The sequence below is a fragment of the Variovorax sp. H27-G14 genome, from assembly GCF_046156345.1.
Lineage (GTDB): Bacteria > Pseudomonadota > Gammaproteobacteria > Burkholderiales > Burkholderiaceae_C > Variovorax.
On record NZ_JAYLVN010000003.1, the window covers coordinates 546,906 to 559,453 of the forward strand.

13 protein-coding genes and 1 tRNA gene are annotated in these 12,548 nt (G+C 66.3%); 13 read left to right on the forward strand and 1 reads right to left on the reverse strand.

From position 1 onward, the window contains the following. Positions 1 to 44: 44 nt before the first annotated feature. Genes purD through rng form a run of 8 tightly spaced genes read left to right on the forward strand, consistent with a single transcriptional unit; the run spans position 45 to position 6,955 of the window. Positions 45 to 1,343, forward strand: a complete 1,299-nt coding sequence (purD, locus tag VLK31_RS11585; RefSeq protein ID WP_409168536.1) for a phosphoribosylamine--glycine ligase — start codon at positions 45 to 47, stop codon at positions 1,341 to 1,343. Next, positions 1,343 to 2,260, forward strand: coding sequence for an oxygen-dependent coproporphyrinogen oxidase (hemF, locus tag VLK31_RS11590; RefSeq protein ID WP_409168537.1), 918 nt, complete (start codon positions 1,343 to 1,345; stop codon positions 2,258 to 2,260). Before purD ends, hemF begins: the two co-directional genes overlap by 1 nt. Then, the gene (gene nadD / locus VLK31_RS11595) at positions 2,257 to 2,886 is read left to right on the forward strand and encodes a nicotinate (nicotinamide) nucleotide adenylyltransferase (RefSeq protein ID WP_409168538.1); all 630 of its coding nucleotides are present in this window, start codon (positions 2,257 to 2,259) and stop codon (positions 2,884 to 2,886) included. Before hemF ends, nadD begins: the two co-directional genes overlap by 4 nt. Beyond that, positions 2,886 to 3,650: a ribosome silencing factor gene (gene rsfS, locus VLK31_RS11600; RefSeq protein ID WP_409168539.1), complete on the forward strand. Its 765-nt coding sequence runs from the start codon at positions 2,886 to 2,888 to the stop codon at positions 3,648 to 3,650. Before nadD ends, rsfS begins: the two co-directional genes overlap by 1 nt. After that, complete coding sequence (gene rlmH / locus VLK31_RS11605) at positions 3,647 to 4,114, forward strand: 23S rRNA (pseudouridine(1915)-N(3))-methyltransferase RlmH (protein ID WP_409168540.1); 468 nt, start codon at positions 3,647 to 3,649, stop codon at positions 4,112 to 4,114. The genes rsfS and rlmH overlap by 4 nt, the downstream gene beginning before the upstream one ends. Further along, a complete protein-coding gene (locus VLK31_RS11610) occupies positions 4,111 to 4,815 on the forward strand; it encodes a phytanoyl-CoA dioxygenase family protein (RefSeq protein WP_409168541.1) in 705 nt (234 codons plus the stop codon). Before rlmH ends, VLK31_RS11610 begins: the two co-directional genes overlap by 4 nt. 3 nt (positions 4,816 to 4,818) lie before the next feature. Then, a complete protein-coding gene (locus VLK31_RS11615) occupies positions 4,819 to 5,421 on the forward strand; it encodes a Maf family protein (RefSeq protein ID WP_409168542.1) in 603 nt (200 codons plus the stop codon). A 7-nt stretch (positions 5,422 to 5,428) separates the two neighbouring features. After that, positions 5,429 to 6,955 carry a ribonuclease G gene (rng, locus tag VLK31_RS11620; RefSeq protein ID WP_409168543.1) on the forward strand — a complete coding sequence of 509 codons (1,527 nt, stop codon included), beginning with the start codon at positions 5,429 to 5,431 and terminating at the stop codon, positions 6,953 to 6,955. 18 nt (positions 6,956 to 6,973) lie between these two features. Here the strand turns inward: rng and msbA are convergent, their stop codons facing one another. Beyond that, positions 6,974 to 8,758 carry a lipid A export permease/ATP-binding protein MsbA gene (msbA, locus tag VLK31_RS11625; protein ID WP_409168544.1) on the reverse strand — a complete coding sequence of 595 codons (1,785 nt, stop codon included), beginning with the start codon at positions 8,756 to 8,758 and terminating at the stop codon, positions 6,974 to 6,976. Positions 8,759 to 9,023: 265 nt separating this feature from the next. On the opposite strand from msbA, the gene tolB reads away from it, so the two are divergent. From tolB to VLK31_RS11650, 5 genes are all read left to right on the forward strand, one after another. Continuing rightward, positions 9,024 to 10,250 carry a Tol-Pal system beta propeller repeat protein TolB gene (tolB, locus tag VLK31_RS11630; protein WP_409168545.1) on the forward strand — a complete coding sequence of 409 codons (1,227 nt, stop codon included), beginning with the start codon at positions 9,024 to 9,026 and terminating at the stop codon, positions 10,248 to 10,250. A 24-nt stretch (positions 10,251 to 10,274) separates the two neighbouring features. Further along, positions 10,275 to 10,790, forward strand: coding sequence for a peptidoglycan-associated lipoprotein Pal (gene pal, locus VLK31_RS11635; RefSeq protein WP_409168546.1), 516 nt, complete (start codon positions 10,275 to 10,277; stop codon positions 10,788 to 10,790). After that, entirely contained in the window at positions 10,790 to 11,539 is a 750-nt protein-coding gene (gene ybgF / locus VLK31_RS11640; RefSeq protein ID WP_409168728.1) for a tol-pal system protein YbgF, read from the forward strand. The genes pal and ybgF overlap by 1 nt, the downstream gene beginning before the upstream one ends. 19 nt (positions 11,540 to 11,558) lie before the next feature. Then, positions 11,559 to 12,401, forward strand: coding sequence for a ThiF family adenylyltransferase (locus VLK31_RS11645; RefSeq protein ID WP_409168547.1), 843 nt, complete (start codon positions 11,559 to 11,561; stop codon positions 12,399 to 12,401). Positions 12,402 to 12,451: 50 nt separating this feature from the next. Beyond that, a tRNA-Lys gene (locus VLK31_RS11650) sits at positions 12,452 to 12,527 on the forward strand. Positions 12,528 to 12,548: the final 21 nt, after the last annotated feature.

Sequence of the window (12,548 nt, forward strand, 5' to 3'; positions counted from 1 at the left end):
GCCAGTGATTTTTTTGAATCTCAGAGAGAAATGAAGGCCCGCGAATGAAGGTACTGGTAATTGGAGGAGGGGGCCGTGAACACGCTCTGGCGTGGCGTCTGTTGCAGGCGACGCGGGTGAGCCGCGTGTACGTGGCCCCTGGCAATGGCGGCACCGCAAGCGACGCGCGCTTCGACTGCATCGACATCACCGAGCCCGCCGCGCTGCGCGAGTGGGCCCTGAAGGAAAAGATCGCGCTGACCGTGGTCGGCCCCGAGGCCCCGCTGGCCGCCGGCGTGGTGGACGAGTTTCGTGCGCACGGCCTGCGCATCTTCGGCCCCACGCAAGCGGCCGCTCAGCTGGAAAGCTCCAAGGCGTTCAGCAAGGCGTTCATGAAGCGCCACAAGATTCCGACGGCCGAGTATGAAGCCTTCACCGACGCCGCCTTGGCGCATGCCTACATCGACGCCAAGGGCGCGCCCATCGTGGTCAAGGCCGACGGCCTGGCCGCCGGCAAGGGCGTGGTGGTGGCAATGACCGCGCAGGAAGCGCACGAGGCGGTCGACTTCATGCTGGTCGACAACAAGTTCGGCGTGTCGCACAACGACGGCGGCGCGCGCGTTGTCATCGAGGAATTTCTGCAGGGCGAAGAGGCCAGTTTCATCGTGCTGTGCGACGGCAAGAACGTGACCGCACTGGCCACCAGCCAAGACCACAAGCGCCTGCTCGACAACGACGAAGGCCCCAACACCGGCGGCATGGGCGCGTATTCGCCCGCGCCGGTGGTCACGGCCGAGGTGCATGCGCGTGCCATGCGCGAGATCATTCTGCCGACCATCCGCGGCATGGAAAAAGACGGCATTCCGTACACCGGTTTCCTGTACGCCGGACTGATGATCGATGCGGCCGGCCATCCAAAGACGCTCGAATTCAACTGCCGCATGGGCGACCCTGAAACGCAGCCGATCATGATGCGGCTGAAGTCCGACCTGTTCGAGGTGTTCTGGCATGCCACCGACGGCACGCTCGACCAGGTCGAACTGCAGTGGGACCGCCGCGTGGCGCTGGGTGTGGTGATGGCCGCGCACGGCTACCCACTGTCGCCGCGCAAGGGCGACCGCATCACTGGCATTCCGGCCGAAACGGCCGACGCGGTGGTGTTCCATGCGGGTACCACGCTGGAGAACGGCGAACTCAAGACCAGCGGTGGGCGCGTGCTGTGCGTGACCGTGCTGGCCGACAGCGTGAAGCAGGCGCAGCAGCGCGCCTACGAGGTGGCTGCGCGCGTCAACTTCGACGGTGCCCAGTACCGCAAGGACATCGGATTCCGCGCAGTGCACGCGCGCAACACGCCCAGCGCCTGATGCAGCACACCAACCCGGCGGCGGTCGGCGAGTACCTGCGAGGGCTGCAGCAGTCGATCATCGCCGCGGTCGAGCAGGCCGACGGTGGCACCTGCGTGCGCGACGTCTGGCACAAGGCGCCCGACGAGCCGCTGCAGGGCCACGGGCTCACCTGCATCCTCGAAGGCGGAGAGCTTTTCGAGCGCGCGGGCTGCGGCTTCTCGCAGGTGCGCGGCCCCAGGCTGCCGCCCTCGGCCACGCAGAACCGGCCCGAGTTGTCGGGCGCGCCCTTCGAGGCCATGGGCGTGTCGCTGGTGTTCCATCCGCGCAACCCCTATGTGCCGATCGTTCACATGAACGTGCGCATGCTGGCGGCCTTGCCTGAAGGCGGGGAGCCGGTGTGCTGGTTCGGCGGCGGCATGGACCTCACGCCGTGCTACGGCTTTGCCGAAGACGCGGTGCACTTTCACACCGCCTGCCGCGACGCGCTCGCGCCCTTCGGCGCCGACAAGTACCCGCGCTTCAAGACATGGTGCGACGAGTATTTCTTCTTGAAGCATCGCAACGAGCAACGCGGCGTGGGCGGCATCTTCTTCGACGATTTTTCCGACGGCGGTTTCGAGAACGGCTTCGAGATGATTCGCGCGGTGGGCAACGGTTTCCTGCCGGCTTACATGCCCGTGGTCGAGCGCCGCCGCCATATGCCTTACACCGAGCGCGAGCGCGACTTTCAGCTCTACAGGCGCGGTCGGTATGTCGAGTTCAACCTGGTGTGGGACCGCGGCACGCACTTCGGTCTGCAGTCGGGCGGGCGCACCGAATCGATTCTGCTGTCGATGCCGCCGCTGGCCAGCTGGGCCTATCAGCAGCAACCCGCGCCGGGCAGCCCCGAAGCCGCGCTGTACAGCGACTTCATCGTGCGGCGCGACTGGTTGTGAGCCCTCCCGGCACGGCCCCGCGCATCGGCGTGTTCGGCGGCGCGTTCGACCCGCCGCACAACGCCCATGTGGCGCTGGCCCAAGCCGCGCTGGCGCAACTTGCGCTCGACGAACTGCACGTGATTCCCACCGGGCAGGCCTGGCACAAGCGCCGGCCGCTCACGCCCAAGGAAGACCGGCTCGCGATGGCGCGGCTGGCGTTCTCGGGCCTGAAGGGCACCGTGGTCATCGACAGCCGCGAAGTGTTGCGCGATGGCCCCACCTACACGCTCGACACCCTGCATGAACTGCAACAGGAACAGCCCGGCGCACAGCTGGTTTTGATCATGGGCGCCGACCAGGCCAGCGCCTTGCCGACCTGGCACGGCTGGCAGGATATACTCGGCATTGCTATCGTTTCTGTAGCGTATCGCGCACTATCGACGGGCGACACTGCTCGTTTTGATCCGAAAATGCTTCCTGGCCTCCCGGCTGGCGCGCGTTTCGAGGCGCTCGAATTGCCACTCATGGACACCAGCGCCACCGAAATTCGGCGGCGCGTGGCACTGGGCGTGGACATTTCCTCGCTGGTTCCGCCCACCGTTGCACGCTATATTGACCAACACCACCTCTACCGCTCTGCCTGATGACCACTGAAGCCGCCGCCAAGAAAGACACCCAAAAACTCCAGCGAGCCATCATCGATGGTCTCGAAGACGTCAAGGCGCAGGACATTCAGGTATTCGACACGGAACATCTGTCGCCGCTGTTCGAGCGCGTGATCGTGGCGTCGGGCACCTCCAACCGCCAGACCAAGGCCTTGGCCGCCAGCGTGCGCGATGCCGTGCGCGAAGCCGGTTTCGGCAAGCCGCGCATCGAGGGCGAAGAAAACGGCGAATGGATCATCGTGGACTGCGGCGCCGCCGTGGCGCACATCATGCAGCCCGCCATTCGCCAGTACTACCACCTCGAAGAGATCTGGGGCGACAAGCCGGTGCGCGCCAAGCTCGGCGGCGCCAAGCCTGCCGCAGCGGCCAGTGCACAGGTTGCGGAGGAACCGACCGGCAAGAAGAAGCCGGCCGTCAAGGAGCCCACGCTGCGCCGTTCCAGCGCTTCCAAGACCGCCATTCGCGCGGCCGAACTGGAAGCCAAGGAAGCCAAGGCCGCGAAGGCGCCCGCCCGCAAGCCGGCATTCAAGACCGCCGGCAAGACCACGGCAAGGCCCGCGGCCAAGACTGCAGGCAAGACCGTCGCAAAGAAGGCCCCTGCCAAGAAGACCGGTACCACCGCGCGCGTGCCGGTCAAGGTGGTGGGCAAGCCCGCTGTCAAGAAGACCGCTGCACGCCCGGCCGCAAAGACCGCAGCCGTCAAGAAGGCGCCTGCCAAGAAGGCACCCGCCCGCCGCGCATGAAGCTCCTGGTGGTCGCCGTCGGGCAGCGCATGCCCGATTGGGCGCAGACCGCCTGGGACGACTACGCCAAGCGCTTCCCGCCCGAGCTCAAGCTCGAGCTGCGCGCCGTCAAGACTGAGCCGCGCGGCTCCAAGACCCTGGAAACGCTGTACGCCGCAGAGCGCGAGCGCATCGAAGGCGCCATTGCGCGCGGCATGCGCATCGTGGCACTCGACGAGCGCGGCACATCGCTGACCACCAAGGCGCTGGCCACGCGGCTGCAGACCTGGCAAGGCGAGGGCGATGACGTCGCCTTGGTGATCGGCGGGCCCGATGGCCTCGACCCCGCATTCAAGGCCGCGGCGCATGAGCGCATTCGGCTGTCCGACCTGACGCTGCCGCACGCGATGGCGCGGGTGCTGCTGGTCGAGCAGCTGTACCGGGCCTGGTCGGTCAACGCAGGTCACCCTTACCACCGCGAATGACGAGCGCCGAGGGGCAGGCCGCGTTGCTCCATGAAAACGGGCATGCGCTGCTGCCGGCGCTGCTGTCGCCCGATCTGATGCGCGCCACTGCGCACGCGCTCGATCACTGGCTGGGGCAGGCCGCCGGCAGCCGCAACCTGCTGGCCCAGCCGCACTGCCGTGACATGGCCGTGCAGATCAAAGCGCAATTGGTCCCCATGGGTTTGCTCGAGGCGTCAGCCGTCGCTGTGCAATGCACACTGTTCGACAAGACACCCGACAGAAACTGGCTGGTCGCGCTGCACCAGGACACCTCGATTCCCGCATCTTGCGCAGGCATGCCGACCGTCATCAAGGAAGGCGAGCCGTATGTGCAGCCGCCCGCCGACGTTCTGCAAGCACTGCTCGCCGTTCGCGTGCACCTTGACGACTGCGGCCCTGATGCCGGCCCCTTGCGCGTGGTGCCGGGGAGCCACCTTGCCGGTCGTCTGACCGATGCTGAGGCACGGGCCCTGCGCATCGAACGCGGTGAGCTGAGCTGCACCGCCGCGCTCGGCGACGCATTGCTGATGCGACCGCTGCTGCTGCATGCCTCTTCGCGCGCCCGGTCGCCGGCGCGCCGCCGCGTGCTTCACTTTCTTTTCGGACCCGAGCGCCTGCCGCGTGGCATGGTCTGGAACCGCACAGTGGCCGGCACCGCGCCGGCCCTCCAGGAGAACTGAACCTTGTCGGACTTCATCTACCTCGCCTCGCAGAGCCCGCGGCGCGCCCAGTTGCTCGGCCAGCTCGGCATTCGCCACACGCTGCTGGTGGCCGACGCCAGCGAAGACGCCGAATCGCTCGAAGAGGTGCTGCCCAACGAAGCCCCGGCGACCTACGTGCAGCGCGTCACTGCGCTCAAGCTCGATGCCGCAGTGGCGCGGCTGCAGCACCGCGGCTTGGCCGACGCGCCGGTGCTGTGCGCCGACACCACCGTGGCGCTCGGGCGCACCATCCTCGGCAAGCCCGACGACGCGCAAGACGCCGCGCGCATGCTGCGGCTGCTCTCGGGCGCCACGCACCGCGTGCTGACCGCGGTGGTGCTGCAGCACGGCGCGCGGCGCCACGCGGCGCTCAGCGTGTCGCGCGTGCGCTTCGCCGAAATGACCGAGGCGCAGATCACGCGCTATGCCGAGAGCGGCGAGCCGCTGGGCAAGGCCGGTGCCTATGCGGTGCAGGGGGCCGCGGCCGCTTTCATCGAGCACATCAGCGGGTCCTATTCGGGCATCATGGGCCTTCCCATGTTCGAGACCGCGGGGCTGCTCCGAAGCGCCGGGTTCAATACCTAAGAATTCCATGCAAGACATCCTGATCAACTGGTCCCCGCAGGAGACCCGTGTGGCGCTGGTCGAGCACGGCGCGGTGCAAGAGCTGCATGTAGAACGCACGCTGGAACGCGGGCTGGTCGGCAACGTGTACCTGGGCAAGGTGTCGCGCGTGCTGCCGGGCATGCAGTCGGCCTTCATCGACATCGGCCTGGAGCGCACCGCCTTTTTGCACGTGGCCGACATCGTTTCGCCGTTCACGCCGGGCTCGCGGCCCAGCGCGCCCGCTCCCGAGCGCGACCACCGCAACGGCGGCCCGATGGTGCCGATCGAGAAGCAGGTGTTCGAAGGCCAGTCGCTGCTGGTGCAGGTCATCAAGGACCCCATCGGCACCAAGGGCGCGCGGCTGTCCACGCAGATCAGCATTGCCGGGCGGCTGCTGGTGTTCTTGCCGCAGGACAACCACATCGGCGTGTCGCAGAAGATTCCGTCGGACCAGCGAGAGTCGCTGCGCAAACGCATGCTGGCGCTGATCGAGGCGGCCGCGGCGGCCGAGAGCGGCGGCGTGGTGCCGGTCAACACCGGCGGCTTCATCCTGCGCACCAACGGCGAGGAATCGAGCGACGCCGAGCTGGCCGAAGACATCGGCTACCTGCGCAAGACCTGGTCGCGCATTCGCGATGCTTCCATGCGCATGCCCGCCATGTCGCTGCTGCACCAGGACCTGAGCCTGCTGCAGCGCGTGCTGCGCGACATGACCGTGGAAGACACGCAGACCATTCGCATCGACTCGCGCGAACAGTTCGAGGTGCTGCTGAAGTTCGGGCTCGAGTTCATGCCCAAGGCGGCCGGCAAGCTGCAGCACTACAAGGGCGAGCGGCCGATCTTCGACCTGTATTCGGTCGACGAGGAAATTGCCAAGGCACTGGGCCGGCGCGTGGAGCTCAAGTCGGGCGGCTACCTCGTGGTCGACCAGACCGAGGCGCTCACCACGGTCGACGTGAACACCGGCGGCTTTGTGGGTGCGCGCAATTTCGACGACACCATCTTCAAGACCAACCTGGAGGCCGCGCAGGCCATTGCGCGGCAACTGCGGCTGCGCAACCTGGGCGGAATCATCATCGTCGACTTCATCGACATGGCCCGCGACGACCACCGCGAGCAGGTGCTGGGCGAGTTCCGCAAGCAACTGGCGCGCGACCGCGTGAAGACCACGGCGGGCGGCTTCTCGCAACTTGGCCTGGTCGAGATGACGCGCAAGCGCACGCGCGAATCGCTGGCCCACATGCTGTGCGAGCCCTGCGTGGCCTGCAGCGGGCAGGGCATCGTGAAGACCGCGCGCAGCGTGGCCTACGACGTGATGCGCGAGATATTGCGCGAGGCCCGGCAGTTCACGCCGCGCGAGTTCCGCATCGTGTCATCACCGCAGGTGATCGAGCTGTTTCTCGATGAAGAGAGCCAGCACCTGGCGGGCTTGAGCGACTTCATCGGCAAGCCGATTTCGCTGCAGTCGGAGCCGGCGATCGGGCAGGGGCAGTACGACATCGTGCTGCTCTGACGCGCAGGCGTCAGAGCCTCAAAGCGTCGGCTCCTGCCCTGGGGTGGCGCTGCGCACCGCCAGCGTCTGCAGCCGGGCGTACAGGCCGTCCAGCGCCATTAACTGGTCATGGCTGCCCTGTTCGGCGATGCGGCCTTGCTCCATCACGATGATGCGGTCGGCGTGCTGGATGGTCGACAAGCGGTGGGCCACGATCAGCGTGGTGCGGTTGCGCATCAGGCGCTGCAGGGCGTCCTGCACCAGCCTTTCGGATTCGGTGTCCAGCGCGGACGTGGCCTCGTCGAGCAGCAGCACCGGCGCGTTCTTGTAGAGCGCGCGGGCAATGGCCAGGCGCTGGCGCTGGCCGCCAGAAAGTTGCGTGGCGTTGTGGCCCAGCACGGTGTCGATGCCTTGCGGCAGGCTGGCAACGTGCGCGCTCAGGTTGGCCGCGGCAATGCATTCGAGCACGCGCTCGCGGTCGACCTCGGCGCCCAGCGCCACGTTGGCGGCCAGCGTCTCGTTGAGCATCACCACGTCCTGGCTCACCATCGCGAACTGCGAGCGCAGGCTCTTCAGTTGCCATTCGCTGGTGTCGTGCCCGTCGAGCAGCACCTGACCGCCGCTGGGCTGCACGAAGCGCGGCAGAAGGTTGACCAGCGTGGTCTTGCCCGACCCCGAGGGCCCGACGAAAGCCACCACCTGGCCAGGCTCGATGGTCAGGGTCACGCCGTCTAGCGCGCGCTGTTCGTCGGCGCCGCGGTAGCTGACCTGCACGTTGCGCAGCTCGATACGGCCCTGGGCATGCGCCAGGGCGAAGCTGCCTTGCGACTCCGGCGCCACCTCGTCGATGAGCACCAGGCCGCGTTCGAGGGCGGCCAGGCCGCGCGTGATGGGCGCGGCCATGTCGGCCAGGCGGCGGATTGGCGCGATGAGCATCAGCATGGCCGTGATGTAGGCCACGAAGCCGCCCACGGTCAGGCCCTGTTCGCCGCTTTGCCAGAGGGCGATCATCACCACCACCGACAGCGCCAGCGACGCCATCATCTGCGTGAGGGGCGTGGTCGCGGCTTGTGCAATGGTCGACTTCACGGCCAGCCGGTTCAGCCGCTGGCTCAGCTGCTCGAAGCGCTCGCCCTGTGCCGCTTCGGCGCCGTGCAGGCGCACCACGCGGTGCGCGAGCACGTTTTCCTCGACCACATAGGCCAGCTCGTCGGTCGCCTGCTGGCCCTGCTGCGTAAGGCGGTACAGGCGCTTGGAGAACACCTTCATGATCCAGGAGATGCTGGGCACCAGGAACGCCACGATGAGCGTGAGCTTCCAGTTCAAATAAACCAGGTAGCCGAGCAGCGCGAGCAGCGTGAAGCCGTCGCGCGTGAGCCCGAGCAGCGCCTGCACCAGCAGCATGGCGCCGGTCTGCACTTCGTACACCACGGTGTTCGACAGCGCACTGGCCGACTGCCGGGTGAACAGCGCCAGCTCGGCGCCCATCAGGCGCTCAAAGAGCACGCGGCGCAAGCGCTGCATGCCTTCGTTGGCGATGCGCGAGAGAGCGTATTGGGAGATGAACTGCGCAATGCCGCGCACCGCGAACAGCAGCAGCACTGCGGTGGGCACGATCCACAGCGCGAGCTGGCCGCGGTTGAAGCCGCGGTCGAGCAACGGCTTGAGCAAAGCGGCCATCAGGGGTTCGGTGATGGCGGCCATCAGGGCGCCGATCAGGCCGGTGGCCCACCATTGGCGGGAGCCGCCAAACCAGGTCATGAGTCGCGCCAGACGGCGCATCAGGGGAGGGCGCGCGTTCTCGCTGCCGGGGGATGCTTGCATGGCGGCGGATTCTACGGGGGCCCCTTTCAGCGGCCTGCCGCAGGTGCATTGCAGGCCCTCTGTAGGACCGCTTCGCCGGATAAACGTTTTGTGACGGCGTGTCCGGGGCAGTGTGTAACATGTGGCCCGTCTAGCCCGGGAAGAAACTTTTTCACCGGAAACCTCTCCGAACCGCATGAACAAGCCGTTGCCAACTCCAATTCCAACTCCTTCTTCATCGCTATTTGCACGCCGCACGCTCATTGCGGCCCTTGCTGCCACCCCCATGCTCCCCGCACTGGCCCAATTCCGGGTCGAGGTGTCGGGCGTGGGGCTCACGCAGTTGCCAATTGCGCTCGTTCCCTTCAAGGGACAGGAAAGCTCGCCGCAGAAGATCTCGGACATCGTCCAGGCCGACCTGGAACGCAGCGGCCAGTTCCGCGGCGTCGACGCCTCGGGCCAGGCGCTGGACGAGGCCTCGCGCCCCGACCTGTCGCTGTGGCGCCAGCGCACCGCCGACTCGCTCGTGGTGGGCAGCGTCAGCAAGCTGGCCGATGGCCGCTTCGACGTGCGCTTTCGCCTGTGGGACGTGGTGAAGGGTCAAGACCTCGGTGGTCAGAGCTACACCGTCCCGCAGGGCGACCTTCGCCTGGCCTCGCACCGCATTGCCGACTACGTCTACGAAAAGTTGACCGGTGAAAAGGGCATCTTCTCGACCCGCATTGCCTACGTGACCAAGGGCGGCAGCCGCTATTCGCTGTGGGTGGCCGACGCCGATGGCGAGAACGCCCAGGCCGCGCTGGCCAGCCCCGAGCCCATCATTTCGCCTTGCTGGTCGTCCAATGGCCAGCAGCTGGCGTACGTGTCTTTCGAGTCGCGCAAGCCGGTGGTGTACGTGCACAACGTGGCCAGCGGCCAGCGCCGGCTGCTTGCCAACTTCAAGGGCTCCAACAGCGCGCCGGCCTGGGCACCGGACGGCAATTCGCTGGCCGTCACGCTCAGCCGCGACGGTGGCTCGCAGCTGTTCACCATTCCCGCCAGCGGCGGTGAACCGCGCCGCCTGACCCAGAGCTCCAGCATCGACACCGAGCCGGTCTACTCGGCCGATGGCAGCACCATCTACTTCGTGAGTGACCGCGGCGGCGCGCCGCAGATCTACAAGATGGGCGCGAGCGGCGGCAACCCGACGCGCGTGACCTTCAGCGGCACCTACAACATCTCTCCGTCCGTCAGCGGCGATGGCCGGTGGTTGGCCTACATCTCCCGTGTGGGTGGTGCCTTCAAACTCCATGTGATGGAGTTGGCCACCGGCACGGTGAATGCCATTACCGATACGACCGCCGACGAAAGCCCGAGTTTTGCACCCAACAGCAAATTGATCGTCTATGCCACGCATCTGCAAGGACGCGAGGCCCTGATGACGACCACGCTGGATGGAAAAATAAAAGCCCGACTTGCAGGACAGGCGGGAGACATAAGAGAACCGGACTGGGGTCCGTTTCAAAAGCAATGACCAGGTTTATTTGAGGAGTTTGAAATGTTGAAACGTACGATTTATTCGCTGGCCATCGTGGCCCTTATTGCCGGTTGCTCGTCGGGCACCAAGCTCAACGACACGCCGGTGACCGACCGCTCCGGCACGGCTGGTGGTCAGCAAGGCCAGAGCTCCGTAGCGCCGGTTACCACCGACGAGTTCGGCGGCACCGCGCAAGGCCCTGTGAATGTGGCGCGCGTCATCTACTTCGATTACGACAGCTACACGGTCAGGCCCGAGTTCCAGTCGGCCATCGACGGTCATGCGCGTTTCCTGAAGTCCAACCCGCAACGCCGCATCTCCATCGAAGGTCACACCGACGAACGTGGCGGCCGCGAGTACAACCTGGCACTGGGCCAGAAGCGCTCCGAAGCTGTGCGTCGCGCTCTGACCCTGCTGGGCGTGAGCGACAACCAGATCGAAGCCGTGAGCTTCGGCAAGGAAAAGCCCGCCGCCACCGGCTCGGGTGAAGAAGTGTGGGCGCAAAACCGCCGCGCCGAAATCACGTACCGCCGGTGATGCAGCGCGCTGTGTTGCGAGGCGCGGCGCTGGCTGCGGCCTTGCTGTGCGCTTCGGTAGGCTCGCAAGCGGCGCTGTTCGAGGATGACGAAGCCCGCAAGGCCATTCTCGATCTGCGCCAGCGCGTGGAGGCCATGCGCCAGCAGACCGACCAGCGCCTGACCGATGACAACGGCCAGTTGCGGCGCAGCCTGCTCGACCTGCAGAATCAGATCGAGCAGATGCGTGGTGACCTGGCGCGCATGACGGGCCAGAACGAGCAGCTCACGCGAACGTTGAGCGACATGCAGTCGCGCCAGACCTCCCTTGATGACAAGCTCAAGCAGAGCGAGCCCTCGAAGGTGTCGGTGGACGGCCGCGAGTTCAATGCCGACCCCAAGGAAAAGGCCGACTTCGACGCCGCCCTCGGTGTGTTCCGCGCGGGCCAGTTCGCGCAGGCGCAAACCGCGTTCGCCGAATTCGTGAAGCGCTATCCGCAAAGCGGCTACAACGCCTCGGCGCTGTTCTGGCTGGGCAATGCGCAGTACGCCACGCGCAACTACAACGAAGCCATCGCGAATTTCCGCTCCATGCTCTCGCTTGCGCCCGACCATGCCAAGGCCCCCGAGGCCGTGCTGTCGATCGCGAACTGCCAGATCGAGCTGAAGGACACGCGCGCCGCGCGCCGCACGCTGGAAGACCTGAGCAAGGCCTATCCGCAGTCGGAAGCCGCACAGGCCGGCCGCGAGCGTCTCTCGCGCCTGCGTTGATGCGGGTGGCGTTTTCCGCTTGAGCGACGTCATCACTGCTGCTGTCATTCCTCCTGCCGCCTCGGATGTCTTCACCGACGCCGCGGCGCCTGACTTTGCGCGTCGCTTCGGCGGGCTCGAGCGCCTGTATGGCGTGGCGGGTGCCGCGCGCATTCGCCATGCGCACGTGCTGGTCGTGGGCATCGGCGGCGTGGGTTCGTGGGCGGTGGAGGCGCTGGCGCGCAGCGGGGTAGGGCACTTGACGATGATCGACCTCGACCATGTGTCGGAGTCGAACATCAACCGCCAGATCCACGCGCTGGAATCCACGGTCGGGCAAGCCAAGGTCGAGGCCATGCGCGATCGCATTGCGCAGATCAACCCGGAGTGTCAGGTGCACGCGATCGACGATTTCGTCGAGCCCGGCAATTGGACGGCGTTGCTCGATGCAGCGCAGGCGGCCAACGGTGCTGTCACCGCGGTCATCGACGCCTGCGATCAGGTGAAGGCCAAGGTCGCCATGGCGGCGTGGGCACGGGCTGCGAGCGCGGCGTTCATCACGGTGGGCGCGGCGGGTGGCAAGCGGCAGGCGCACAAGGTCGACATCGAAGACCTGTCGCTGGTCACGCACGACCCGCTGCTGGCGCAACTGCGTCAACGCCTGCGCAAGGAGCACGGTGCGCCGCGCGAAGGCCGCAAGATCGGCGTGACTTGTGTCTTCAGCCGCGAAAGCGTGGCGCCGCCCGATGCGTCGTGTGCCATTGAAGGCTACGGTTCGCTCAATTGCCACGGGTACGGATCGGTGGTGAGCGTGACCGCAACTTTCGGTCAATGTGCGGCAGGTTGGGTTCTCGACAAAATAGCCTCGAACCTCGCGCTATAATCTTAGGCTTTGCCGGATTCAACGTCGGCAAGAAGCAAAAAAATGGTTCCGGGACGTTAGCTCAGTTGGTAGAGCAGCGGACTTTTAATCCGTTGGTCACTGGTTCGAATCCAGTACGTCCTACCAGAACCTTTTGCCGGACATCAT